Source organism: Leclercia sp. Colony189, from assembly GCF_009740165.1.
Lineage (GTDB): Bacteria > Pseudomonadota > Gammaproteobacteria > Enterobacterales > Enterobacteriaceae > Enterobacter.
In genome coordinates, this window is the sequence record NZ_CP046557.1 from 2,212,971 (window position 1) to 2,235,886 (window position 22,916).

General features: G+C 56.9%; 25 protein-coding genes and 1 pseudogene. 18 read left to right on the top strand and 8 right to left on the bottom strand.

Translation table 11 applies throughout. The annotated features are described in order from the left end of the window. Positions 1 to 116 precede the first annotated feature (116 nt). The 14 genes and pseudogenes from dcp (at position 117) to GNG29_RS10615 (ending at position 12,976) form a co-directional block, all read left to right on the top strand. Complete coding sequence (gene dcp, locus GNG29_RS10565) at positions 117 to 2,162, top strand: peptidyl-dipeptidase Dcp (RefSeq protein ID WP_156654448.1); 2,046 nt, start codon at positions 117 to 119, stop codon at positions 2,160 to 2,162. Positions 2,163 to 2,642: 480 nt separating this feature from the next. Then, a pseudogene (locus tag GNG29_RS23520) lies at positions 2,643 to 2,761 on the top strand (hypothetical protein); the annotation flags it as partial. A gap of 309 nt (positions 2,762 to 3,070) precedes the next feature. Further along, the gene (locus GNG29_RS23315) at positions 3,071 to 3,205 is read left to right on the top strand and encodes a hypothetical protein (RefSeq protein WP_231736623.1); all 135 of its coding nucleotides are present in this window, start codon (positions 3,071 to 3,073) and stop codon (positions 3,203 to 3,205) included. 114 nt (positions 3,206 to 3,319) lie between these two features. Next, on the top strand, positions 3,320 to 3,643 hold the full coding sequence (locus tag GNG29_RS10570) for a hypothetical protein (protein WP_103179541.1): 324 nt from the start codon (positions 3,320 to 3,322) through the stop codon (positions 3,641 to 3,643). A 315-nt stretch (positions 3,644 to 3,958) separates the two neighbouring features. Next, positions 3,959 to 5,062, top strand: coding sequence for a cobalamin-independent methionine synthase II family protein (locus GNG29_RS10575; protein ID WP_103179542.1), 1,104 nt, complete (start codon positions 3,959 to 3,961; stop codon positions 5,060 to 5,062). 203 nt (positions 5,063 to 5,265) lie between these two features. Continuing rightward, positions 5,266 to 6,537, top strand: coding sequence for an urea ABC transporter substrate-binding protein (gene urtA, locus GNG29_RS10580; RefSeq protein WP_103824459.1), 1,272 nt, complete (start codon positions 5,266 to 5,268; stop codon positions 6,535 to 6,537). A gap of 23 nt (positions 6,538 to 6,560) precedes the next feature. Further along, positions 6,561 to 8,135 (top strand): urea ABC transporter permease subunit UrtB, encoded by a 1,575-nt coding sequence (gene urtB / locus GNG29_RS10585; protein ID WP_156654449.1) that lies wholly within the window; start codon positions 6,561 to 6,563, stop codon positions 8,133 to 8,135. After that, complete coding sequence (gene urtC, locus GNG29_RS10590) at positions 8,135 to 9,208, top strand: urea ABC transporter permease subunit UrtC (RefSeq protein ID WP_156654450.1); 1,074 nt, start codon at positions 8,135 to 8,137, stop codon at positions 9,206 to 9,208. The genes urtB and urtC overlap by 1 nt, the downstream gene beginning before the upstream one ends. Then, on the top strand, positions 9,208 to 10,005 hold the full coding sequence (gene urtD / locus GNG29_RS10595; RefSeq protein WP_156654451.1) for an urea ABC transporter ATP-binding protein UrtD: 798 nt from the start codon (positions 9,208 to 9,210) through the stop codon (positions 10,003 to 10,005). Before urtC ends, urtD begins: the two co-directional genes overlap by 1 nt. Before the next feature lie 9 nt (positions 10,006 to 10,014). Then, the gene (gene urtE, locus GNG29_RS10600) at positions 10,015 to 10,713 is read left to right on the top strand and encodes an urea ABC transporter ATP-binding subunit UrtE (RefSeq protein ID WP_103179547.1); all 699 of its coding nucleotides are present in this window, start codon (positions 10,015 to 10,017) and stop codon (positions 10,711 to 10,713) included. Positions 10,714 to 10,780: 67 nt separating this feature from the next. Then, positions 10,781 to 11,422 carry a metal-binding protein ZinT gene (gene zinT, locus GNG29_RS10605; RefSeq protein ID WP_103179548.1) on the top strand — a complete coding sequence of 214 codons (642 nt, stop codon included), beginning with the start codon at positions 10,781 to 10,783 and terminating at the stop codon, positions 11,420 to 11,422. A gap of 142 nt (positions 11,423 to 11,564) precedes the next feature. Continuing rightward, a complete protein-coding gene (locus GNG29_RS10610; protein WP_156654452.1) occupies positions 11,565 to 12,281 on the top strand; it encodes a hypothetical protein in 717 nt (238 codons plus the stop codon). Positions 12,282 to 12,284: 3 nt separating this feature from the next. Further along, positions 12,285 to 12,479 carry a hypothetical protein gene (locus tag GNG29_RS23320; RefSeq protein ID WP_231736625.1) on the top strand — a complete coding sequence of 65 codons (195 nt, stop codon included), beginning with the start codon at positions 12,285 to 12,287 and terminating at the stop codon, positions 12,477 to 12,479. A 17-nt stretch (positions 12,480 to 12,496) separates the two neighbouring features. After that, a complete protein-coding gene (locus tag GNG29_RS10615; protein ID WP_156654453.1) occupies positions 12,497 to 12,976 on the top strand; it encodes a type VI secretion system tube protein TssD in 480 nt (159 codons plus the stop codon). 68 nt (positions 12,977 to 13,044) lie between these two features. Here GNG29_RS10615 and ydeE read toward each other — a convergent pair whose 3' ends face one another. Next, complete coding sequence (ydeE, locus tag GNG29_RS10620) at positions 13,045 to 14,238, bottom strand: efflux MFS transporter YdeE (RefSeq protein ID WP_156654454.1); 1,194 nt, start codon at positions 14,236 to 14,238, stop codon at positions 13,045 to 13,047. A gap of 191 nt (positions 14,239 to 14,429) precedes the next feature. Here ydeE and eamA point away from each other — a divergent pair, with 191 nt between their 5' ends. Continuing rightward, entirely contained in the window at positions 14,430 to 15,329 is a 900-nt protein-coding gene (gene eamA / locus GNG29_RS10625) for an O-acetylserine/cysteine exporter (RefSeq protein WP_156654455.1), read from the top strand. 32 nt (positions 15,330 to 15,361) lie between these two features. Here the strand turns inward: eamA and marB are convergent, their stop codons facing one another. From marB to marR, 3 genes are read right to left on the bottom strand one after another with little or no spacing between them, the layout of a single operon-like run. Then, positions 15,362 to 15,577, bottom strand: a complete 216-nt coding sequence (gene marB, locus GNG29_RS10630) for a multiple antibiotic resistance protein MarB (RefSeq protein ID WP_103179554.1) — start codon at positions 15,575 to 15,577, stop codon at positions 15,362 to 15,364. Positions 15,578 to 15,630: 53 nt separating this feature from the next. Then, positions 15,631 to 16,014, bottom strand: a complete 384-nt coding sequence (marA, locus tag GNG29_RS10635; protein WP_139156372.1) for an MDR efflux pump AcrAB transcriptional activator MarA — start codon at positions 16,012 to 16,014, stop codon at positions 15,631 to 15,633. Positions 16,015 to 16,032: 18 nt separating this feature from the next. Then, entirely contained in the window at positions 16,033 to 16,467 is a 435-nt protein-coding gene (gene marR, locus GNG29_RS10640) for a multiple antibiotic resistance transcriptional regulator MarR (protein ID WP_103179556.1), read from the bottom strand. 257 nt (positions 16,468 to 16,724) lie between these two features. Between marR and GNG29_RS10645 the strand changes: the two genes are divergently transcribed. Then, positions 16,725 to 17,390 carry a MarC family NAAT transporter gene (locus GNG29_RS10645; protein WP_103179557.1) on the top strand — a complete coding sequence of 222 codons (666 nt, stop codon included), beginning with the start codon at positions 16,725 to 16,727 and terminating at the stop codon, positions 17,388 to 17,390. Between the two features lie 39 nt (positions 17,391 to 17,429). Here the strand turns inward: GNG29_RS10645 and GNG29_RS10650 are convergent, their stop codons facing one another. After that, complete coding sequence (locus tag GNG29_RS10650; RefSeq protein WP_156654456.1) at positions 17,430 to 18,626, bottom strand: sugar transporter; 1,197 nt, start codon at positions 18,624 to 18,626, stop codon at positions 17,430 to 17,432. Between the two features lie 175 nt (positions 18,627 to 18,801). Between GNG29_RS10650 and GNG29_RS10655 the strand changes: the two genes are divergently transcribed. Continuing rightward, entirely contained in the window at positions 18,802 to 19,590 is a 789-nt protein-coding gene (locus GNG29_RS10655) for a PhzF family phenazine biosynthesis protein (RefSeq protein ID WP_156654457.1), read from the top strand. 17 nt (positions 19,591 to 19,607) lie between these two features. Continuing rightward, positions 19,608 to 20,399 (top strand): PhzF family phenazine biosynthesis protein, encoded by a 792-nt coding sequence (locus GNG29_RS10660; protein ID WP_156654458.1) that lies wholly within the window; start codon positions 19,608 to 19,610, stop codon positions 20,397 to 20,399. A gap of 201 nt (positions 20,400 to 20,600) precedes the next feature. Here GNG29_RS10660 and GNG29_RS10665 read toward each other — a convergent pair whose 3' ends face one another. From GNG29_RS10665 to GNG29_RS10675, 3 genes are read right to left on the bottom strand one after another with little or no spacing between them, the layout of a single operon-like run. Next, entirely contained in the window at positions 20,601 to 21,278 is a 678-nt protein-coding gene (locus GNG29_RS10665; protein WP_103179561.1) for an SDR family NAD(P)-dependent oxidoreductase, read from the bottom strand. Between the two features lies 1 nt (position 21,279). Further along, positions 21,280 to 21,750 carry a YhcH/YjgK/YiaL family protein gene (locus tag GNG29_RS10670; protein ID WP_156654459.1) on the bottom strand — a complete coding sequence of 157 codons (471 nt, stop codon included), beginning with the start codon at positions 21,748 to 21,750 and terminating at the stop codon, positions 21,280 to 21,282. Next, positions 21,747 to 22,916 carry an exo-alpha-sialidase gene (locus GNG29_RS10675; RefSeq protein ID WP_103179563.1) on the bottom strand — a complete coding sequence of 390 codons (1,170 nt, stop codon included), beginning with the start codon at positions 22,914 to 22,916 and terminating at the stop codon, positions 21,747 to 21,749. Before GNG29_RS10675 ends, GNG29_RS10670 begins: the two co-directional genes overlap by 4 nt.

Below are 22,916 nucleotides of genomic sequence, written 5' to 3' on the forward strand. Positions count from 1 at the left end.
TAGCATGTGATCTGACGCAGAGTAAGGTTACTTTTCGTGCCCTCAAGGCCACAGAGATTGCAGCCCATGCCGGGCTGGCCTACTCTGGTGAAATTCACCTTATTCAGGAGTCTGTTATGTCTGGCACTAATCCGTTTTTCACAAGCAGCCTGCTGCCGTACCAGGCGCCACATTTTGATCTGATCCGCGAGGAACACTATCGTCCGGCCTTTGACGAAGCCATTCGTCAGAAGCGCAGGGAGATCGCGGCGATTGCCGGTTCCGCAGACGCCCCCGATTTTGCCAATACCGTACTGGCGCTGGAGAAAAGCGGCGAGCTGCTGAGCCGGGTAAGCAGCGTCTTCTTTGCCATGACTTCGGCGCACACCAATGATTATCTGCAGCAACTGGAAGAGGCGATCTCAACCGAACTGGCGGCGCTCTCTAACGATATCTGGCTGAATGACGCGCTCTTTGCCCGGGTGGATGCCATCTATAATGACCGCCAGGCGATGGCGCCGGATGCCGAGTCCCTGCGGCTGATTGAGGTGCTTCATCAGCGCTTTATTCTGGCCGGGGCCCGGCTGGAGGAGGCGCAAAAGCAGGAGCTTAAAACGCTCAATACCGAATCAGCCAGCCTGACCAGCCAGTTTAACCAGCGTCTGCTGGCGGCAGACAAGGCGGGTGGGCTGGTGGTGGATTATCAGCATCAACTGGATGGCCTGAGCCCGGCGGAACAGGCCGCGGCTGCCGAGGCCGCAGCGGAGAAGGGACTCAGCGATCGCTGGCTCATTCCGCTGCTGAACACCACGCAACAGCCGGCTCTGCAACAGCTACGCGATCGTCAGACCAGAGAAAACCTCTTCAAAGCGGGCTGGCTGCGCACGCAAAAAAATGATGCCAACGATACCCGCGGGGTGGTCGCACGACTGGTGGCGCTCCGGGCGCGTCAGGCTGAACTGCTGGGCTATGGTAGCTACGCCAGCTGGAAAATTGCCGATCAGATGGCGAAAACCCCCGGCGCCGCGCTGCAGTTTATGCGGGGTATCGTTCCTGCCGCGCGCGGTCGCGCCCTGCAGGAGCAGGCCGACATTCAGAAAGTGATTGATGAAGAGCAGGGCCATTTTCAGGTTCAGGCCTGGGACTGGGCCTTCTATGCCGAACGTGTGCGCCTGGCGAAGTACGCCCTGGACGAGTCGCAGGTCAAACCCTATTTTGCCCTCAATACGGTGCTGACAGACGGCGTCTTCTGGGCGGCGACCCGCCTTTTCGGCATTACGTTTGCCGAGCGCAGGGATATCCCTGTCTACCACCCTGACGTGAGAGTCTGGGAGATCTTCGATCACCACGGAGAAGGGATGGCGCTCTTTTACGGTGACTTCTTCGCCCGCGACTCGAAAGGCGGCGGGGCGTGGATGGGTAACTTTATCGAGCAATCCCATGAAGCCGGGTCGCGGCCGGTAATCTACAACGTCTGCAACTATCAAAAACCAGCTGAAGGCCAGCCAGCGCTAATCTCGTGGGATGATGTGATCACCCTGTTCCACGAATTTGGCCACACCCTGCACGGTTTGTTTGCCAGCCAGCGTTACGCCACGCTCTCTGGCACTAATACGCCGCGGGATTTCGTAGAGTTCCCGTCGCAAATAAACGAACACTGGGCCAGCCACCCCGAGGTCTTTGCCCACTATGCCCGCCATTACGAAACCGGGGAGCCGATGCCCGACGCCCTGCGGGAGAAAATGGTCAGCGCAACCCAGTTTAATAAAGGCTATGACATGACCGAGCTGCTCAGCGCCGCGCTGCTGGACATGAACTGGCACGGAATAACCGCCAGCGAAGCGCCAGCAGATGTGGAGGCGTTCGAAGCCACGGCGCTGGAACGCGAACAGCTGGATCTCCCGGCCGTGCCGCCGCGCTATCGCAGCAGCTATTTCGCCCATATCTTCGGCGGCGGCTACGCGGCGGGCTATTACGCTTATCTCTGGACCCAAATGCTGGCCGATGACGGCTATCAGTGGTTCGTGGAAGAGGGTGGACTGACCCGCGAAAACGGGCAGAAATTCCGCGAGGCGATTTTGTCGCGTGGGAATAGTACTGATTTAGCTGAACTTTATCGCGCGTGGCGCGGGCACGATCCGCAGATCGAGCCGATGCTGGTTAATCGCGGGTTGAGTGCGTAAGGGATTTTTCAGGCTACAAACAGAACCGGGCGCGATGCCCGGTTTTTTGTCCACTTACACCCAGTCGTCGTTATGATTCGCGATAGCCCACGATATTGACCCGCTGGCGACTATTATACCCATGGTGAAACCGAAGGTCTGGAAATGGGCCAAATCATTACTCGTATCTGGAATCTGACCCAGGGCGATGATATTTGCGACAACGGTGAGGCAAAAGTAATCAGTGATCCATTACCACCACCAATATGAGCACTAAGAGCTAATTTCCAATTAACTGTTATCTATAACATCCCGCGCCACTGGCCTCGTCGCCAATGGACGGCGGTAAGTTGGAATTATCCGCGAGGTCAGGCCAACCCCTTTAATCCCCGGCATTTAGCCGGGGCTTTTTCGCATCTGAAATCCCCATACCTGGGACTATAAGCGCATAGCGCAACGCAGCACCCGGACAACGTCTGAAGGTAAGCAATATGCTTGTGATTCCGTAGGGCGACTTTGTCCCGCGGGAATCGTACTGATTTAGCTGAACTTTATCGCCAGTGGCGGGGGCACGATCCGCAGATTGAACAGTGGTGGGGAATCGCGGGTTGAGTGCGTAAGCGCTTTTTCAGGCTGAAAACAGAACCGGGCGCAGTGCCCGGCTTTTTCACCTGAAAGATGCATCTGCCAGCTCAGTTGAACCTTCTGTTTATCCTCCCGCCTCGCTCGATATAACCATAAGCATGCCTTATATTTTAAAGGTGGCGATTTGCCGCATATGCCAACAGGAGTTCAAAATGAAATCCAATGAGCAAGGTTCAAACAGAGATCAATCTAAGCAGTCTCAAAAGAACCCGAAAGATGACCAGTCCAAACAGAAACCGGGTAAGTCTAAGTAGACTCTCATAACCAAGTTTGACGGAGGTTTTATGACCGATCGTCCAGATTACGTTGATCCTCTTCCTGATGATGAACCGCTTCCTGATGATGATATTCCTGACACACCTGATGTGAATGACCCGCTGGTCGAGGATGACCCTGATATCACCAGGAGACCGCTATAAAAATTTAATAACCGCCTTCGGGCGGTTTTTTATGTAAAGCGTGCACAGCTATGTTGTCTAAAGGTAAAAGATTAAACTGGAAAACAATGCACAACGGGAGTGGCTGGAGACGTAATGGATTTTTCCCCTTTTATGCACGCATTAGCGGCACTTATTGTCCAGTGTCTGTGCGGTCTGAAATGGAATCGGTGGGGCACGGGCGGGGCGTTGGGTTCGCTGTGGTTTGTCGCCCGGGAACAGACTCAGGCTGAATACCGCTGGATTGCCCTGTTTGGTCACGGCAAGCGCGCCAATATGCCGTGGTGGGGCGGGTTTGACTGGCAGGTCTGGAACGTCGCCAGCCTGCTCGACTGGCTGGTGCCGGTGGTTGCCTGCACCCTTCTCTGGCTTTTATCCCGCGCCTGGCAATTTAAAAGAGCAAACAGCCCGCAGCTATAGCGCAACGTTGTTTAGTCTTTATTTATCTTCCCCATGCTAGCTTATTTACGATCCGCAGCCTGGTATGGAATACCGGGTCCGTAGATAGCAAAATACAAATCTATCCATGCAAGCATTTACCGCCAGTCTCTGGCGGTTTTTTTTGCTTATCAGCCGCAACATGAATTTTTTTCAACACCAGTGAATTTTTCTCGTTTGCCGTCAGTCCGACACTGTGACATCTTTTTTAGACATTTAGCCGTCCAGAAGGCTAAAAATTCATGAGATGAATTATCACTGTCGGCAACTACCTGGCGGCAGTTAAAGGAGAAAATCATGCAGCGACAACACGCCCCGTACCGTGCCGATGTGGTAGGCAGCTTCTTACGTCCCGACGCCATCAAGCAGGCGCGGATCCAGTTCGCCAGCGGTGAGATTAACGCGCAGCAGCTGCGTGCGGTAGAAGACGAGGCGATTCGCCACGTGGTTGAACAGCAGTGCGCCTGCGGCCTGCAGGTGGTGACCGACGGCGAGTTTCGTCGCGCCTGGTGGCACTTTGATTTCTTCGACGGCCTGCAGGGGGTGGAGCGCTACGAATCTGAGCAAGGCATTCAGTTTAACGGCGTGCAGACCAAAGCCCACGGCGTGCGCGTCACCGGCAAACTGGGCTTCGGCAGCCATCCGATGCTCGACGACTTCCGCTATCTGCAAAGCATCAGCGGTAATGCCCAGCCGAAGATGACCATCCCAAGCCCGAGCGTGCTGCATTTCCGCGGTGGGCGTAAGGTCATCGACGCTACGGTCTACCCGGATCTGGAGGTCTACTTCGACGATCTGGCGCAGACCTGGCGCGATGCTATCCACGCCTTCTACGACGCGGGTTGCCGTAATCTACAGCTGGACGACACCGTCTGGGCCTACCTCTGCTCGGACGATCAGCGCCGTCAGATCCGTGAGCGGGGCGATGACCCGGACCAGCTGGCGCGTACCTATGCCCGTGTGCTGAACAAGGCGCTGGAGGGCAAGCCGGACGATCTGACCATCGGGCTGCACGTCTGCCGCGGCAACTTCCGCTCGACCTGGATTTCAGAAGGGGGCTACGAGCCGGTGGCCGAGATTCTGTTTGGTACCGTCAACGTCGATGCTTTCTTCCTGGAATACGACAACGATCGCAGCGGCGATTTTGCCCCGTTACGCTTTATCCGTCCGGGCAAGCAGCAGGTGGTGCTGGGTCTGATCACCACCAAAAGCGGCGAGCTGGAGAACCCGGAAGGGGTGAAAGCGCGTCTGGAAGAGGCGGCGAAGTATGTCGCGAAAGATCAGATCTGCCTCAGCCCGCAGTGCGGCTTTGCCTCCACCGAAGAGGGGAACGCCCTGACCGAAGCGCAGCAGTGGGACAAGGTGCGTCTGGTCACGCAAATCGCCAGCGAAGTCTGGTAACCGCTTCTCACAGCGTTGCATTAATAAAGTGCAACGCTGTGCCATTCTGATCCGCGCCTGCTTCAAAAATCCTCTCCAGCCCACTGATTCTGCTCTCTATTCGATCTGGCATCCTTTTTGCTCTGTCTCATCCTGAATGCTTTTTCTGCGTCCACGCCGTAACGGACGATTTCGCACAGCGTTTCTTTTCAGGAGTGAAAATTATGCATCGTCGTACCTTGTTAAAAGCTTTTGCTTTGTCGGCCTCTGTGGTGGCCATGGGGATGAGTTTCAGCGTGCAGGCCGCCGACACCATTAAAATTGGCATCATGCACTCCCTCTCCGGAACGATGGCGATTTCCGAAACGCCGCTTAAGGACGTGGCGCTGATGACCATCGACGAAATCAACGCCAAAGGCGGCGTGCTGGGTAAAAAACTGGAGCCGGTGGTGGTGGACCCCGCCTCCAACTGGCCGCTGTTTGCCGAGAAGGCTCGCCAGCTGTTAAGCCAGGATAAAGTGGCGGCGGTGTTTGGCTGCTGGACCTCGGTGTCGCGTAAATCGGTCCTGCCGGTATTTGAGGAGCTGAACGGTCTGCTGTTCTACCCGGTGCAGTACGAAGGGGAAGAGATGTCGCCGAACGTCTTCTACACCGGGGCCGCGCCTAACCAACAGGCTATCCCGGCGGTGGAGTACCTGATGAGCGAAGACGGCGGGGCGGCGAAGCGCTTCTTCCTGCTCGGCACCGACTACGTCTACCCGCGCACCACCAACAAAATTCTGCGCGCCTTCCTGCACTCTAAAGGGGTCCAGGATAAAGATATCGAAGAGGTCTACACCCCGTTCGGCCACAGTGATTACCAGACCATCGTCGCCAGCATCAAGAAATTCTCCGCCGCTGGCAAAACCGCGGTGGTCTCCACCATCAACGGCGACTCCAACGTGCCGTTCTACAAAGAGCTGGCGAACCAGGGCGTAAAAGCTACCGAGGTACCGGTTGTCGCCTTCTCGGTGGGGGAAGAGGAGCTGCGCGGCATCGACACCAAACCGCTGGTGGGCAACCTGGCGGCGTGGAACTACTTCGAATCGGTGGATAACCCGGCCAACCAGACCTTCGTTGCGGCGTACAAAAACTGGGCCAAAACGCAGAAGCTGCCAAACGCCGATACGGTCGTGACCAACGATCCGATGGAAGCCACCTACGTAGGCATCCACATGTGGGCCCAGGCGGTAGAAAAAGCGGGCACCACCGACGTGGATAAAGTGCGTGCGGCGATGGCGGGCCAGTCCTTTAAAGCCCCGTCGGGCTTCACCCTGACCATGGATGCCACCAACCACCATCTGCATAAGCCGGTGATGATCGGTGAAATCGAAGGCAATGGCCAGTTTAACGTGGTGTGGCAGACCGAAGCGCCGGTACGCGCCCAGCCGTGGAGCCCGTTCATCGCCGGAAACGACAAAAAACCCGATACGCCGATTAAAACCGCCAGCAACTGAATCCGGATCAGAGAGGTAAAGCCATGAACGTCATGCGCACGATCTTCGCTCTCGTATGGCTTGCCGGACTGCTGCCAGGGATGGCGCAGGCAACGGACGCCGATAACTTTGTTGCCGCCAGCCGCAGCCAGCAGGCCGTTCTGCTGGAGCAGTGGGCCGCCGCGCCGGATCCGGCCAGGCTGCCGCTGCTGCGGGCTCTGAAGCAAGAGAATGTCGTTGTCGACGACAACAAACACGCTTTTACCCGCCAGGCGGGCGGGTTAATCGCCCTCGGTGATGCGGCTCAGGCGCAGGGCTCACCTAAAGCGGTGCGTCTGACTAACCGCCTGAGGGTGCTGGCCGCCACCGCGCTCGCTACCCATCAGCTGACAGGTGACAGTGTCACCGAAAGGCTGGCGGCGGCGCGCCAGCTTCAGCGCGATCCCCAGCCGCAGATGCTGCCGTTTTTACAACGCCAGCTGGCAAGTGAAAAGGACGATGGGGTGCGGGAGGTGCTGAGCCTCGCCGTCGCCAGTCTGCAACTGACCAGCCCGCAGGCCGCGGTGCGCAAGCAGGCGGTGACGCTGCTGGGAGAATCGAGCGATCCGGAAGTGCAGGCCCGCCTGCTGCCCTATACCCACGCCCAGACGGAGCCGGATGGTGAAGTACGCGAGGCCGCGGCGGAAAGCCTGCGCCAGATCCAGCATCGTCAGACGATAAGCGACCTGCTGGGGCAGGCGTTTATGGGGCTGTCGCTGGGCTCCATTCTGCTGCTGGCCGCGCTCGGGCTGGCGATCACCTATGGCTTGCTGGGGGTGATCAATATGGCGCACGGGGAGATGCTGATGCTCGGGGCTTACGCCACCTGGCTGGTGCAGCAGGCGATGGCGCAGTTTACCCCACAGTGGCTTACCTTTTATCCGCTGGTGGCGCTGCCGGTGGCGTTCATGCTGACGGCGACGGTAGGTATGGCCCTTGAGCGCACGGTGATCCGTCATCTGTATGGCCGTCCGCTGGAGACGCTGCTCGCCACCTGGGGTATCAGCCTGATGCTGATCCAGCTGGTGCGCATGCTCTTCGGGGCCCAGAACCTCGAAGTGGCGAACCCGGCATGGCTCTCCGGCGGCGTGCAGGTCTATGCCGGCCTGATCCTGCCGTGGAACCGACTGGTGGTGCTGGGCTTTGTACTGCTGGTGCTGTTTTTCACCTGGCTCATCCTCAACAAAACCCGTCTGGGGCTGAACGTGCGGGCGGTAACGCAGAACCGCAGCATGGCCGCCTGCTGCGGAGTGCCCACCGGGCGCGTCGATATGCTGGCTTTTGGGCTCGGCTCCGGGATTGCCGGGCTCGGCGGCGTGGCGCTGTCGCAACTGGGGAACGTCGGGCCGGAGCTGGGTCAGGGCTACATTATTGACTCCTTCCTCGTGGTGGTACTCGGCGGTGTGGGTCAACTGGCTGGCAGCGTGGCGGCCGCCTTTGGATTGGGGATTTTCAACAAGATCCTTGAGCCGCAGATGGGTGCCGTGCTCGGCAAAATCGTGATTCTGGTGGCGATCGTTCTGTTTATTCAGAAGCGCCCGCAGGGGTTATTTGCACTGAAAGGGAGGGTAATTGACTGATGAGCCAGCCACTGACCTTAACGCTGGCGCGCAAGGCGCCGCGCAGCGTACCGATACTCGGCGCCGTGATTCTGGCGGCACTGCTGGTGCTGCCGTTTCTGGCGCTGCTGCCCGCCAGCCATCCGCTGGCCGTTTCGACCTGGATGCTGACCCTGGTAGGCAAAATTCTCTGTTACGCCGTTGTCGCCGTGGCCCTTGATCTGGTGTGGGGCTACGCCGGGATGCTCTCGCTCGGCCACGGTCTCTTTTTTGCCCTCGGCGGCTACGCCATGGGAATGTACCTGATGCGTCAGGCCGCAGGCGACGGATTACCGGCGTTTATGTCGTTCCTCTCCTGGAGCGAATTGCCCTGGTACTGGTGGGGCACCCAACATTTCGCCTGGGCGCTGGTGCTGATTGTGCTGGTTCCGGGCCTGCTGGCGCTGCTGTTCGGCTGGTTTGCCTTCCGCTCGAAGATTAAGGGGGTCTACTTTTCGATCATGACCCAGGCGCTGACCTTCGCCGGGATGTTGCTGTTCTTCCGCAATGAAACGGGCTTTGGCGGCAACAACGGGTTTACCGGATTTACCACGCTGCTGGGCTTTTCCGTGACCGCCACCACCACGCGTATCGGATTGTTTATTGCCACCGTGCTACTGCTGGCCGCCTCGCTGGCGGTGGGCTATGCGCTGGCGAAAAGCAAGTTTGGTCGCATTCTGACGGCGGTGCGGGATGCGGAAAACCGGCTCACCTTCTGCGGCTACGATCCCCGCGGTTTCAAACTGCTGGTCTGGACCCTGTCCGCCGTGCTGTGCGGACTGGCCGGGGCGCTCTACGTTCCGCAGGTGGGCATTATCAACCCCGGCGAGATGTCGCCTACCAACTCCATCGAAGCGGCGATCTGGGTGGCCCTCGGCGGACGCGGAACCCTGATCGGCCCGGTAATTGGCGCGGCATTGGTCAACGGCGCAAAAAGCCTCTTTACCGTGATGATGCCGGAGTACTGGCAGCTGTTTCTGGGGCTGATCTTTATTGCCGTCACGCTGTTTTTACCGCGCGGGGTCACGGGCCTGTTACGCAAAGGAGATAAATAATGCAGCCAGCCGAAGCGTTATTTACCCGCCAGCTTCCCGGAGATCGTTACCGCGATCAAACCGACCCGGTGTTGCAGCTGGAGGGAATCAACGTCAGCTTTGACGGGTTTAAAGCACTTACCGATCTGTCGCTTAATATTGGCGTGGGGGAGCTGCGCTGCGTGATTGGTCCCAACGGCGCCGGGAAAACCACCCTGATGGATGTTATCACCGGTAAAACGCGGCCCCAGAGCGGGCGGGCGATTTACGATCAGACAACGGATCTCACCACCCTCGACCCGATAGCCATTGCCCGCCAGGGCATCGGGCGCAAATTCCAGAAGCCAACAGTGTTTGAGGCCCTGACGGTATGGGAAAACCTTGAGCTGGCGATGAAAGGGGATAAATCGGTGTGGGCCAGCCTGCGCGCCCGGCTGAGCAGCGAGCAGGGGGACCGGATCGACGAGATGCTGAGCCTGCTGCGCCTCGGCGGGGAGCGGCACCGCCGGGCGGGGCTGCTGTCCCACGGCCAGAAGCAGTTTCTGGAGATCGGCATGCTGCTGGTGCAGGAGCCGCATCTGCTGCTGCTCGATGAGCCGGCCGCGGGGATGACCGACGCCGAAACAGAGTATACCGCCGAGCTGTTCCGCACCCTGGCGGGTAAACACTCCCTGATGGTGGTGGAGCATGACATGGGTTTTGTTGAAACCATTGCCGATCACGTGACGGTGCTCCATCAGGGCCGGGTGCTGGCGGAGGGGTCGCTGCGCGACGTGCAGGCCAACGAACAGGTGATTGAAGTCTATCTTGGACGCTAAGGAGCGCGGATGCTTAAGGTTAATGAACTCAATCAGTATTACGGCGGGAGCCATATCCTGCGCGGGGTCAGCTTTGAGGCGCTGCCCGGCGAAGTCACCTGCCTGCTCGGGCGCAACGGTGTAGGTAAAACTACGCTGCTGAAGTGTCTGATGGGGCTGATCCCGGCGCGCAACGGGGAGATCCTCTGGCAGGGAAAAAATCTCACCCAGGCAAAACCGCACCAGCGGGTGCAGGCGGGCGTCGCCTATGTGCCGCAGGGGCGGGACATTTTTCCCCGCCTGACGGTGGAGGAGAACCTGCTGCTCGGCTTATCGCGCTTTCCGGCTCGCGAGGCGAAGCAGGTGCCCGACGAGATCTGGCGGCTGTTTCCGGTATTACAGGAGATGAAGCAGCGTCGGGGCGGGGATCTTTCAGGCGGACAGCAGCAACAGCTGGCAATTGGCCGGGCGCTGGCCAGCCGTCCGCAGCTGCTGATTCTGGATGAGCCGACAGAGGGGATTCAGCCGTCAGTTATCAAGGAGATCGGCCAGGTGATCCGCCAGCTCGCCAGCCGGGGAGATATGGCGATCCTGCTGGTGGAACAGTTCTATGATTTTGCCGCCGAGCTGGCTGACAGTTATCTGCTCATGTCCCGGGGAAGCATTATCCAGCGCGGGCGCGGGGAGAATATGGAGCAGGAGGGGGTCCGCGGTCTGGTCGCAATTTAACAGGGTTGTTTTGCGCAATGTTATACTATAACATCCTCACTCACTTAAACGGAGTGAGGATATTATCTTGGCAGGACATATTGGTAAGTTTGCAATAACTCTGGGGGCGCTGCTGGTCAGCGGCCAGCTGTATGCCCATTCCCACGGACATCAGATGACCGAGGCGGAACAAAAAGCGGCTAACGGCGTGTTTGACGATAAAGATGTAAAGGATCGCCCGCTCTCAAACTGGGATGGCGTCTGGCAGTCGGTCTATCCGTTTCTGCTGAGCGGCGATCTCGACCCGGTATTCAAAAAGAAGGCGGAGAAAGACAAGAGTAAAACTTTTGATCAGGTAAAAGCCTACTACCGCACCGGTTACGCCACCGACGTAGAGAGCATCGGCATCGAAAATAATGTGATGGAATTTCATCGCGGGAAAAAGGTCGCCAGCTGCGAATATGTCTCTAGCGGCTACAAGATCCTGACCTACGCTTCCGGTAAGAAAGGGGTGCGCTACCTGTTTGAATGTAAGGACGCCAGCAGCCAGGCGCCGAAATTTGTCCAGTTCAGCGACCATATTATCGGCCCGCGCCAGTCCAGCCATTTCCATATCTTTATGGGCAACACCTCCCACGAGGCGTTATTAAAAGAGATGGACAACTGGCCAACCTACTATCCAAACGAAATGTATAAAGAGCAGGTCGTTGAGGAGATGTTGCACCATTAATTTCGGTGCGATATGTGTGCCGGGTGGCGGCTGCGCCTTACCCGGCCTACGAATATTTCGGAATTCATTAATACTTCCTTCAAGTTATGTGTGCTTATATCTCATCCTGTAATGCTAATAAAAAATTACTGATGGGAGGGGTATGTATTTCAATGATGCAATCATTACTTCTGTGCAAGCTGATAAAATCCTTGCTCTTAAGTTGGATAAGGCGGTAGCAGGCGTCAAGGATAATGTCACCTCCACTCTTAAGCAAATGGAAGGTGGTGTAACCCGTGCATCGTATTATATATCTTGCTTTTTAGAGAATTATCAGGATGTATGTGCGAAACTTAAGCATGAGGATGTAAGGTTTATCTCTGGTCTTATTCAGTTATATAAAGATCGAGATGTTATTTTTGAAATGATTAGACTGTATATAGAAATTCATTTTAAAAATAAAACAGAAGGGCGTATTCAACATATCCTTCGCAAACTTGTTAAAGCTGATGTTTATCTATCAACAACAGGCACGACGAACCGGCTGCTCACTATTTCTGTAGCAACTGCGATCTGCCAAAGCTACAGTTTTCATGCCATAGTACACGGGCGACTAAGTCAAGCCAGATCGCTGATTCTAAAAGGAAGCGTAACAGCTACAGCAGTTTCGCTCAGCGTTTATGGTTTAGTTCATGAAGCAGCGCTTTGTGCTGATAATCTTAAGATATTTAATGCATTTTATTATCAAGCGCTCTATACGCGTAAACTTGAGATGATGTATTTCATTATCGAGCCATTAATTACCCGTAGCCCCTATCTAAACCCCATGATTATATCAGATGATGAGCTTGTTGATTTAATCGTCAGGCTAATGAGGTAAATTATGCGGTTCTTAAAAAAATGGTTGAAAGAAGAGTTTATCCTGTTTCTATGGGGATGGGGATGTTGTTTATCAATTGTTTTATTTGCTATGTTCGCTGTCTCTCACTTTCCTGATGTTGCCATCGAGTTAACAGGATTATTCATTTTATTTCTTATTGGTTTTCACGTTTTTCTCTGGTTTAAATTTAAAAAGTGATAGAGAGGATATAAAATATGTCTAACCCCGCACATTTATGGCTTACGGATGACAACGGTTCACCCATAGTTGGTCCTTGTCTTATGCCTGCCCGACTTGGTTCTATTGAACTGCGGTCTGTTAGTCATCATGTTTGGTTACCCTCGGATCCAAATACGGGTAAACTAAGTGGGACCAGACTTCATACTCCTGTAAAAGTCCAGAAAGAGTTTGATAGAACGACGCCATTGCTGTTTCGGGCACTTTGCAAAGGCCGTACATTAAAAACAGCAACGCTTAAGATGTATCAAACCAACGACGCTGGTATTGAGGTAGAGTATTTCAATATTGTCATGGAAAACGTCAAAATTTGTGCCATTACGCCGAATTTGCATCCCAGTGGTATGACAAGCACGCACCTTGAAGATATTGAATTACGGTATGAAAAGATTCTGTGGAAGTACATCGATGGAAATATTCTCTACGAAGATAGCTGGAACCATCGTGTATTCGCGTAAAATGTGAACATTAAGCTCCAGTGTTATTCAGACTGGCCCGGCAAGCGCCGCGTCGCCGGGCGCTGCTCTCAAGCTACACGAGGTAATTCAACCCACGCCTTCACCCGCATCCCGCGTAAAATCATCATCCACGCCAGCACGATGGCGATCATCATTATCACAAACAGCGACCAGTGCGGGAGATGGGTCAAAATTAGGCCGGTGATCATCGGGTTAAACGCCGCACCCAGCCAGCCAAGGGCCTGGGCGGAGAAGTAGCTCGCTTTCATGCCCGGCGGGGCGATATTATCGATCAACATATATTCACCTGGCGCATATATAATTTCGCCGATGGTAAACACCGCCGCGGCAATCCCCCAGTAGACCAGATTCTCGCCGGAGAGCATAAACCCAGCCAGACCCAGGACGAAAAATAGGGTACCCAGGGTCATCAGCGGGCGAATATTACGTGCCGACAGTTTGCGACCAATGATGTATTGCAGGGAGACCACCAGCGCGGCATTCACCGGCAGCACCACGGCCACCACCTTTTGGGCAAAATCGCTGTCGTAATCGGCCGCCAGCACGTACTGAGAGATACAGCTGGCGAATGAGCCGCCCACATAGGAGGCCAGCAGCCCGGAGAGGGTATACCAGAACAGTGCCCGGTCACGAAGCAGCACTGACGGCTGCCACGGCACCGGGGCGTTTTCACCGTCGGCCGCCACGCTTTTTTGCACATAGCGCTGAACTAAAACCAGCGGCAGCGCAGCGCAGAAGGCGGCAACCCAGAACGGCAGTTGCAGGCTGTACATCACCAGCAGCGTGCTCAGCGGCGGTCCAATGGTCCAGCCAATGTTCAGAAAACTGTAGTTTAGCGAGAAAACGCGCGCCTTTTCTGCCGGGCTCAGCACATCGGAAAACCAGGCTTTCAGCACCGTGGAAAAGACCGAATAGGCGCAGTTGATCAGCGAGAATGCCAGCACCACCATGACTGCATTATCTACCAGCGGGATCGCCAGGAAGCCCAACGCCACTGCTGTAATGGCGATCAGCATATAGCGGTTTTTATCGAATTTGTCGGCCAGAATGCCAAACCCTAAGCTGAAGACCACGCCAATCGTCAGGGCCACCGTCAGGGCATAACCAATATTTTCCACGCTCATGTTGAAGACGCGGGTTAAATAGATGGTCATAAACGGCAGCGTACCGCCGCGGCCAATGGTGAGTAATAGCGATGAGGCCAGCAGCGCTGCGGTTGAACGCCTGAGAGACTGTTTCATTTTCCTGCCCGACAAATGCATGTAAATTTTTGTAATATCTATCAGGATTACCACGCCATAAGCATCTTGTATAGCACCCAATTTATCCCTAAGTGCTTTGCCTGCCTGTCAGAATTAATGATCTGTTCCTCGCCCGTTTTTTTCGTTACTTTGATAAGTGTTTACAAAAATTTAATAAACAGGGGCAGGGTATGACGCGCAAAGATGGGCTGCTGGCGTTGCTGGTCGTGGTGGTCTGGGGACTGAATTTTGTAGTGATCAAAGTCGGGCTGCACAATATGCCCCCGCTGATGCTGGCCGGTTTACGCTTTCTGCTGGTAGCCTTCCCGGCGCTCTTTTTTATCGCGCGCCCGAAAATCCCGTTTCGTCTGTTGCTGGGCTACGGTCTGACCATCAGCTTTGGTCAGTTTGCCTTTCTGTTTTGCGCCATCAACTTCGGCATGCCCGCCGGGCTGGCTTCCCTGGTGTTACAGGCTCAGGCGTTCTTCACCATTATCCTGGGGGCGCTGGCGTTTGGCGAGCGGCTGCAGGGCAAGCAGCTGGCAGGTATTGTCCTGGCGGTGGTCGGGGTGCTGGTGCTTGCCGAAGCCAGCCTCAACGGGCAGCACGTCGCGCTGCTGGGCTTTTTACTGACCCTGGCGGCAGCGTTCAGCTGGGCCTGCGGCAACATTTTCAATAAAAAGATCATGCAGCTGGAGACGCGTCCGGCGGTGATGTCGCTGGTGGTGTGGAGCGCGCTCATCCCGATTGTCCCCTTTATGCTGGCCTCCTGGCTGATGGATGGCCCGACGGTCATGCTTAACAGCCTGGTCACTCTCGATGTCACCACCATTTTGTCGCTTTTCTACCTGGCCTTTGTCGCCACCATTATCGGCTATGGCATCTGGGGCTCGCTGCTCGGACGCTACGAAACCTGGCGGGTGGCGCCGCTGTCGCTGTTAGTGCCGGTGGTGGGGATCGCCAGCGCGGCGCTGCTGTTGGATGAAAAGCTCGGCGCATTGCAGCTTGCAGGGGCGGTTCTGGTCATGGCAGGGCTCTATATTAATGTCTTTGGTTTTCGTGTGCGCCGGACGGCGCGGGTGAGAAGCTAAAAAAAGCCCCGCGCGGGGCGGGGCAAAACGAATTAATTGTGCTGATTGTAGTACGGCACCCCTAATTCGTCTGATTTGTCGCTGCCTGCGCCCATATGGTTAAAATCGTGGGGCGACTGACCGTTAGCGGTCGGCAGAATCATCGTGTCACGGCTGTGTGGCTGCGGCACGGATGGCGTTTGCTCCGCAAAACTCTGGCCTGAGACCAGCACCAAAGCGGTAAAGGCGGCGGAAGCGAATAGTTTCATGATTTCCTCGATACGTCTTAGAGCCTAACCCACCAGGCTCTTAATACAGGCGATTAGCAGTTACAGTGATTGATCGGAAGCAGATACCGGGATTCCCCATGCATATTGGTAATACGGTATTTATGCGGCGGCACATCGAAGTAGTTCTTGAACGTGCGGGTCAGGGTCTGTTGCGATTCAAACCCGTAACGCTCAGCCAGATAGAGGATCGGCTCGTTACTTTCCTTCAGCTTCTGTGCGATTTCCGTTAATTTGCGGCTGCGGATGTACTGGCCTAATGAGTGGCCGGTCTCTTTTTTAAACATCCGTTGCAGGTGCCATTTTGAGTAACCTGAGCGCTCAGACACTTTTTCAAGCGAGAGCGGTGACTCCAGGTTATCTTCGATCCAGTCCAAAATGCTATGAATAGTGATGGCGTCAGTATTGCGTCTGGACATCGTCATACCTCTTTCTGTTTACGGCAGGATTTTCTTAAGCAAATGCTCAAGAGTTGCCACTTCGTCCGCCGTTAAGTTTTTTGTTAGTTCCTGGTGCAGCTCTTGTCCTACTAATTGATGACATTGTTCACACATGTCCGCGCCGTTGCTGGTCAGTTGCAACAGCACGCCACGTTTGTCATTCGGATTCGGGCGGCGTTCAATCCACCCTTTGCAGACCAGCCGATCGATCATTCGGGTCAGCGCGCCGAGGTCCACAGATAAGATTTTCTTCAGCTCAACCGGGGTAATACACACTTCGCAGCGCACAGAGCAGAGCACTTTAAACTGCGTTGCGGTGATATCCAGCGGCGACAGATAGTCATTGAGCAGGCGATCTTTCTTCTGGTTAACCATATAGATAAGGCGACCCAGCGGAATGATTTCGTTGAAGAGGTCACTGGTGCTTTTCACAATGGTTGCCCTGGCAAGTAGTTTAATCACGGCAGATATTATTGCTCAGGCAACTATAAGTCAACTGAATGCATTTGCTTATGACACGATTTGCTAAAGTGATTCAGCTCACGTTTTTGCCCGTTTTGCCCTTCTATCTATCACCAGAATAAATTGATTTCGTAACGAAAATATTACTTACGATGTGTGCGTGGCTGAAACAGGCGGTTTAACCTTATACTTGCCCGGTTATATTTGGATAAGGACAACTCAGTAAAATGGTTGATTTAATTAAAGCAATTGGGCTTGGGCTGGTGGTACTGCTGCCTCTGGCTAACCCGTTAACTACCGTTGCGCTGTTCCTGGGTCTGGCGGGGGATATGAACCGTGAGCAACGTAATCACCAGTCGCTCATGGCGTCCGTGTATGTCTTCGCGATCATGATGGTGGCGTACTACGCCGGGCAACTGGTGATGAACACCTTCGGGATCTCTATTCCCGGCCTGCGTATCGCGGGTGGGCTGATCGTTGCTTTTATCGGATTTCGAATGCTGTTCCCGGCGCAAAAAGCGACGGATACCACCGACGCGCAGGACGCGCTTGAGGAGAGGTCGGGTAAAGAGGTGCCGAATATCGCCTTTGTACCGCTGGCGATGCCAAGCACCGCAGGGCCGGGGACCATTGCGATGATCATCAGCTCCGCCTCAACGGTGCGCAGTGGCAGCGCCTTCCCGGAGTGGGTAATTATGCTTGCGCCGCCGCTGATCTTCGCCCTTATCGGCGTGATCCTGTGGGGCTGTCTGCGCAGTTCAGGCGCCATTATGCGCTGGGTGGGTAAAGACGGTATCGAAGCGATCTCCCGTCTGATGGGCTTCCTGCTGGTCTGCATGGGCGTGCAGTTTATCATTAACGGCGTGCTGGAAATTATCCAGACCTACCCCTAATCATTGAACCGGGTGGCATTCCGCCACCCGGTCGCCTCGCTAGCCGTGATGGGGCTGCTCTTCCAGCGTGACGGGCCATTTGCGGAAAATCAGTACCGACCAGATTAACGCCGCCAGCGCCGGTATCGCCCCCAGATAGCCAATTGATGCCATCGACAGATGCAGGCTTATCTGATTCCCCACCAGCGCACCTGCGCCAATCCCCAGATTGAAAATGCCGGAAAAGAGCGCCATCGCTACATCGGTGGCATCGGGTGCCAGCGCCAGCACTTTAACCTGCATCCCAAGACCAATAATCATGATCGCCACGCCCCAGACCAGGCTCAGCAGCGCCAGATGCATTTCACTCCCGGAGGCGGGAAGCAGAAGCAGCAGACACGCCAGCAGCAGGCCAATGGCGCTGCTGACAAGCGTAGAGGCGTGACGGTTGCCGAGCTTACCGAACAGCAGACTGCCAATAATGCCCGCGCCACCCAACAGCAACAGCAGTACCGTGGTAAAGCGGGCGCTGAATCCGGCAACCGACTGCACAAACGGCTCGATATAGCTGTAGGCGGTGTAGTGGGCCGTCACCACCACGACCGTCAGCAGATAGAGGCTCATCAGCGCAGGGCGACGCACCAGCAGCGGCAGGCTTTTCAGGGAGCCGGAGTGCTCGCTCGGCAGTTTCGGCAACAGTTTGATCAGACACAGCAGAGTGAACAGCGCCCCGAGGCCGATAATGAAAAAGGTGGTACGCCAGCCAAAATATTGCCCGACGATGCGGCCCAGCGGGAGCCCGAGCACCATTGCCAGCGCGGTGCCGGTCGCCAGCAGGCTCAGCGCCTGGGCGCGCTTCCCGGCCGGGGCCAGGCGGATGGCCAGCGAGGCGGTAATCGACCAGAAAATGGCGTGGGCAAAGGCAATCCCGATCCGGCTAATCACCAGCACCGTGAAGTTCCACGCCAGGAACGACAGCACATGGCTGGCGATAAACAGCACAAACAGGCCGATCAGCAACGCACGGCGCTCAATCTGGCTGGTGAGCAGCATAAAGGGGAGCGACATCAGCGCCACCACCCAGGCGTAGATGGTGAGCATGATCCCCACCTGCGCCGTCTCCATGCCGAAGCTGCTGGCGATGTCCGAGAGCAACCCGACCGGGACGAACTCCGTGGTGTTAAAGATAAACGCGGCGACGGCCAGGGTCACCACCCGTAGCCATGCGACCCGGCGGGAAACTGTGTTGGTTGTCATAGGAATGTCAGGGATTGGTTACGTATATGAGGTGTCTTGATCTTAAAACCAACATTGGTAGAAATACAATCATTTTGTGATGCAGATCTCACTATGGTGGCAAAGTAATCGCTGGTGGAATCGGTTAATTTCCATGAATATAGGATGCAACATTAAGTTAACAGTAGGTAGAGCGATGCAGGAAATTGAGTTTTATCTCGTTGATGCGTTTAGCGATAGCGCATTTGGCGGTAATCCGGCGGCAGTGTGCCCGCTTGCGGAGTGGTTACCGGACGAGACGCTGCTGAAGATGACGCAGGAGCATAACCAGTCGGAGACCGCCTTTTTCGTGCGCCATAAAGGTGGCATCGAACTGCGCTGGTTTACCACCCACGGCGAGGTTAACCTCTGCGGTCACGCGACGCTTGCCACCGCCTGGGTGTTGTTCAACGAGATGGACTATCCCGATGCCCGGGTCCATTTTGATACCGCCTCCGGCAGGCTCACCGTCAGCCGCGACGGTGACTGGTTAACCCTCGATTTTCCGGCCTGTCCGACGGAGGCCCAGACTCCACCGCCAGAGATGCTCCATGCGCTGGGGATTGACCGCTACGTCGAGGCCCGTAAGGGACGTGCCTGGGTGCTGGTGCTGGAAAACCGTCAGCAGGTTGAGGCGGTTACGCCTGATATTCAGGCCATGACTCCCGGCGAGCACAAAGTGTCGATTACCGCCCGGGGCGAGGGCGAATACGATTTTGTCAGCCGCTTTTTCTCGCCGGGCGTGGCATTGTGGGAAGATCCGGTCACCGGCTCGGCGCATACCATGCTGATCCCCTACTGGAGTGAAAAGCTGAACAAAACCTCGCTGTTTGCCCGCCAGGTCTCTGCCAGGGGCGGCGATGTGCGTTGTGAACTGAAGGGCGACCGGGTGCTGATGAGCGGGAAGGCATCGCTCTACATGAAAGGTCATCTGTTTTTACGCTAATAACAAGGGTTAACCCAATGAAAGAAATACAATTCTATCTGGTCGATGCGTTTAGCGACCGCGCATTTGGTGGGAATCCTGCAGCCGTTTGCCCTCTGGAGGCGTGGCTGCCGGATGAGGTTCTGTTAAAGATGGCACAGCAGCATAACCAGTCGGAGACCGCTTTTTTCGTGCGCACCGATAGCGGTTTTGAGCTGCGCTGGTTTACCACGCTGCATGAAATTAACCTGTGCGGTCACGCCACGCTTGCCAGCGCCCACGTGATTTTTGAGTATCTCGACTACCCGCACACGGAGATCGTCTTCTCCACCCGCTTTGTCGGCGAACTGCGGGTTAAGCGCAGCGGCGACTGGCTGACGCTGGACTTCCCGGCATGGGGTTGTGAGGCGGTGGAAAATCCTCCCGAACGGCTGTTCAGCACCCTGGGTATCCGCGAGGCGAAAGAGGTGCGGGCAGGGCGCGATTATATGGTAGTGCTGGAAAACCAGCAGCAGGTTGAGGCCCTAACCCCGGATATCGACGGCATGATGCCGCTGGGTAAGATGGTCTGCGTCACCGCCCCGGGGGATGAGTATGACTTTGTCAGCCGCTTCTTCTGCCCGGGCGAAGGGGTGGCGGAAGATCCGGTTACTGGCTCCGCCCACAGCATGTTGATCCCTTACTGGAGCGAGAAGCTGGGGAAAACCGCGATGCAGGCTCGCCAGGTCTCCGCCCGCGGGGGCGATCTGCGCTGCGAGCTGAAGGGCGACCGGGTATTGATTGGTGGCCAGGCGGCGCTCTATCTGAAGGGCACCGTGTTCCTGCGTTAGCATCATAAGCCCGGCGGCGCTGCGCTTGCACGGGCCTACAAAACCCCGCAGGCCGGGTAAGGCGCAGCCGCCACCCGGCAAATTCCATGCCGCACTCGCCGTAGGCCGGGTAAGGCGCAGTCGCCACCCGGCAAATTCCATGCCGCACTCGCCGTAGGCCGGGTAAGGCGTAGCCGCCACCCGGCAAACAGGCCGCACCAATCACGCCAGCGACGCCCCCCCGCACAGCACCAGCTCCTGCCCGGTGACGGGCGCAGCCTCGGCGCTCAGCAGATAGCTTACCATTGCCGCTACCTCTTCCGGGGCGATCAGCCTCCCCATCGGCGGCACTTTTGGCGGCGATGCTTCCCGACCTGGCGCGCTCAGCATCGGCGTCTGGGTTGCCCCCGGCGCGACCACGTTGGCGGTGATCCCCCGCGGCGCCAGCTCTGCCGCCCAGCTGCGCACCATGCCTACCAGCGCCGCTTTGGTGGCGACATACTGCGACCGGCCCGCGGCGCCGCGTGAGGTACGGCTGCCGATAGCCACCAGCCGCCCACCGGCGCTCATCCGTGGGGCAAAGTGGTTGAACAGGATCTCGGCGGCGTGAATATGCAGCCCCCACAGGCGGGCGCTGACTGCCGGATCCAGCTCACCGAGCGGGGCGGCAGCCATCATCCCTGCGGCATGAACAATCGCCTGTGGCACCGGAAGGGCGTTGAGCGCGGCAGTAAATGTGACAGTGTCACTTATATCGACGCTCAGGCTGGTGAAGTGCGGATGGGGGTTATCCACACCGCGACGACTGATCCCCGTTACCTGCCAGCCCTCGGCCAGCAGGCGGTTTACGATCGTTTCGCCGATGCCGGAGCTGGCTCCCGTGACGATGGCTGAACGCATATCACCCCTCCAGCAGCGCGCGCGGCACTTTAAACACCGCCTTACGCACGGTCATGGGTTCATCCACGGCACACAGCGCCTGATGGGGTTCCCCGGGCAGAAACACCGCAAAATCACCGGCGCGCAGGGTGATACTCACCGGATGCACCGCACCGGGAGCGATGAAGAGATCCGGCTTGCGCTCTTCGTCGCCCGCCTGGGCCAGCGACTGCGTGCCGGCGTGAATGATCTCTTCACCCGCCAGCACCACCTGAATATCGGCCCACTGATGGTGATATTCAGTATGGCGCTGCGTCTGCGGCTGGGTTTGCGCCGGGCCGATATGACAGAACCACGGGCAGCCTTCCGGCTGCCAGCGTCCGTCATCCCGGGCAGCAAGTGCCGCCAGGGTGCACTCGGGGCGACGGAGGATCTCACTGAGAGCGCAGGGCAGCCCTGCCAGCGGCAGGGCGTTAAGGTGACCGATAATCATTGTTGCGACTCCTTCACCCATTCCGGCGATACGCGTACATATTTGATCGCCTGACGGAAATATGTGTAGGCGATATGCAGCGTACCGTCGGAGCTCTGCTTGATGCTGGGATAGGAGAACTCACGATTGAGCTTCTCCAGCGAGTTGTTGGTCATGCAGTAGCCGTCGCCTTCATCGAGATTGCGCTGCCAGGGCCAGCTTTTCCCGCCGTCGTTGGAGATCGCCACCGTCATCGGCGCGCGCGGTGCGCCCCAGAACGCGGCGCGGCCATCGGTCACTTCCGGCTCTTTACGCCCGTCGCCGTCGTCGATCTCGTCATACAGCGAGGCGCGGCGTTCCAGCGCTCCCGCGGCGCTCATGTGGTTAAACACCAGCGCCAGCTCGCCGCTGGCAAGGGTGGTGACCTGAATCGACGAGTTGTTGTTCGGCAGCTCAGTCGGCTCCGGCACCGACCAGCTTTCGCCGTTGTCCAGCGACTGGCTGATGTAGATATTATCCGCCCAGCGGCTGCGGTAGAGCGCCACCAGATTGCCGTTTTTCAGCGCCGTAATGTTCATGTGCACGCAGCCCAGGCTCTCCGGCACCTCGACATCGCGCCAGCTTTTCCCCTGATCTTCAGAGATTTTCACCGCGCTGATGTCGTCATTACCCACCCATTTCTCACCCGGACGGGTGCGGCAGTAAAAGACCGGCAGCAGCCAGTTGCCGTTATCCAGCACCACGATCGGCTGGCGAATAAAGGTGCCGGGCTTATCGAGCAGGGTGGCGATCTCCCCCCAGCTTTTGCCCAGATCTTCAGACTTGCGGTAGCGCACGATGGCGGTATCCTGGTTGCCGGAGATCTGCGCGGTCCACAGCAGCCACAGCACGTTGTCCGGGGCGAGGAACAGGACCGGGTTCTGCTCTGAGCGGCTGGCGTCGTCGGAGAGCTTCACCGCCGCGCTCCACTGATTGCTGCCGGGGGCCAGGCGCGACCCCCACACCGAAATATCAGCGATCCCTTCCTGGGTGCCGCCGAACCAGACGCACATCAGGGTGCCATCCGGCAGCGGCAGCAGATTGGCTGCGTGGTTCTGCGGGCAGGAAGAGGGCAGCATCGCCGTTTCCACGCGGGCATCCTCTGGCTGCGGGCGAACAATCCCGTCACGGGTTACGGTTACAGACAT

Coding starts and splice junctions, on each gene's coding strand:
- dcp (WP_156654448.1), top strand. CDS start 117: ATGTCTGGCACTAATCCGTTTTTCACAAGCAGCCTGCTGCCGTACCAG.
- GNG29_RS23315 (WP_231736623.1), top strand. CDS start 3,071: ATGACCGATCGTCCAGATTACGTTGATCCTCTTCCTGATGATGAACCG.
- GNG29_RS10570 (WP_103179541.1), top strand. CDS start 3,320: ATGGATTTTTCCCCTTTTATGCACGCATTAGCGGCACTTATTGTCCAG.
- GNG29_RS10575 (WP_103179542.1), top strand. CDS start 3,959: ATGCAGCGACAACACGCCCCGTACCGTGCCGATGTGGTAGGCAGCTTC.
- urtA (WP_103824459.1), top strand. CDS start 5,266: ATGCATCGTCGTACCTTGTTAAAAGCTTTTGCTTTGTCGGCCTCTGTG.
- urtB (WP_156654449.1), top strand. CDS start 6,561: ATGAACGTCATGCGCACGATCTTCGCTCTCGTATGGCTTGCCGGACTG.
- urtC (WP_156654450.1), top strand. CDS start 8,135: ATGAGCCAGCCACTGACCTTAACGCTGGCGCGCAAGGCGCCGCGCAGC.
- urtD (WP_156654451.1), top strand. CDS start 9,208: ATGCAGCCAGCCGAAGCGTTATTTACCCGCCAGCTTCCCGGAGATCGT.
- urtE (WP_103179547.1), top strand. CDS start 10,015: ATGCTTAAGGTTAATGAACTCAATCAGTATTACGGCGGGAGCCATATC.
- GNG29_RS10610 (WP_156654452.1), top strand. CDS start 11,565: ATGTATTTCAATGATGCAATCATTACTTCTGTGCAAGCTGATAAAATC.
- GNG29_RS23320 (WP_231736625.1), top strand. CDS start 12,285: ATGCGGTTCTTAAAAAAATGGTTGAAAGAAGAGTTTATCCTGTTTCTA.
- GNG29_RS10615 (WP_156654453.1), top strand. CDS start 12,497: ATGTCTAACCCCGCACATTTATGGCTTACGGATGACAACGGTTCACCC.
- ydeE (WP_156654454.1), bottom strand. CDS start 14,238: ATGAAACAGTCTCTCAGGCGTTCAACCGCAGCGCTGCTGGCCTCATCG.
- eamA (WP_156654455.1), top strand. CDS start 14,430: ATGACGCGCAAAGATGGGCTGCTGGCGTTGCTGGTCGTGGTGGTCTGG.
- marB (WP_103179554.1), bottom strand. CDS start 15,577: ATGAAACTATTCGCTTCCGCCGCCTTTACCGCTTTGGTGCTGGTCTCA.
- marA (WP_139156372.1), bottom strand. CDS start 16,014: ATGTCCAGACGCAATACTGACGCCATCACTATTCATAGCATTTTGGAC.
- GNG29_RS10645 (WP_103179557.1), top strand. CDS start 16,725: ATGGTTGATTTAATTAAAGCAATTGGGCTTGGGCTGGTGGTACTGCTG.
- GNG29_RS10650 (WP_156654456.1), bottom strand. CDS start 18,626: ATGACAACCAACACAGTTTCCCGCCGGGTCGCATGGCTACGGGTGGTG.
- GNG29_RS10655 (WP_156654457.1), top strand. CDS start 18,802: ATGCAGGAAATTGAGTTTTATCTCGTTGATGCGTTTAGCGATAGCGCA.
- GNG29_RS10660 (WP_156654458.1), top strand. CDS start 19,608: ATGAAAGAAATACAATTCTATCTGGTCGATGCGTTTAGCGACCGCGCA.
- GNG29_RS10665 (WP_103179561.1), bottom strand. CDS start 21,278: ATGCGTTCAGCCATCGTCACGGGAGCCAGCTCCGGCATCGGCGAAACG.
- GNG29_RS10670 (WP_156654459.1), bottom strand. CDS start 21,750: ATGATTATCGGTCACCTTAACGCCCTGCCGCTGGCAGGGCTGCCCTGC.
- GNG29_RS10675 (WP_103179563.1), bottom strand. CDS start 22,916: ATGTCTGTAACCGTAACCCGTGACGGGATTGTTCGCCCGCAGCCAGAG.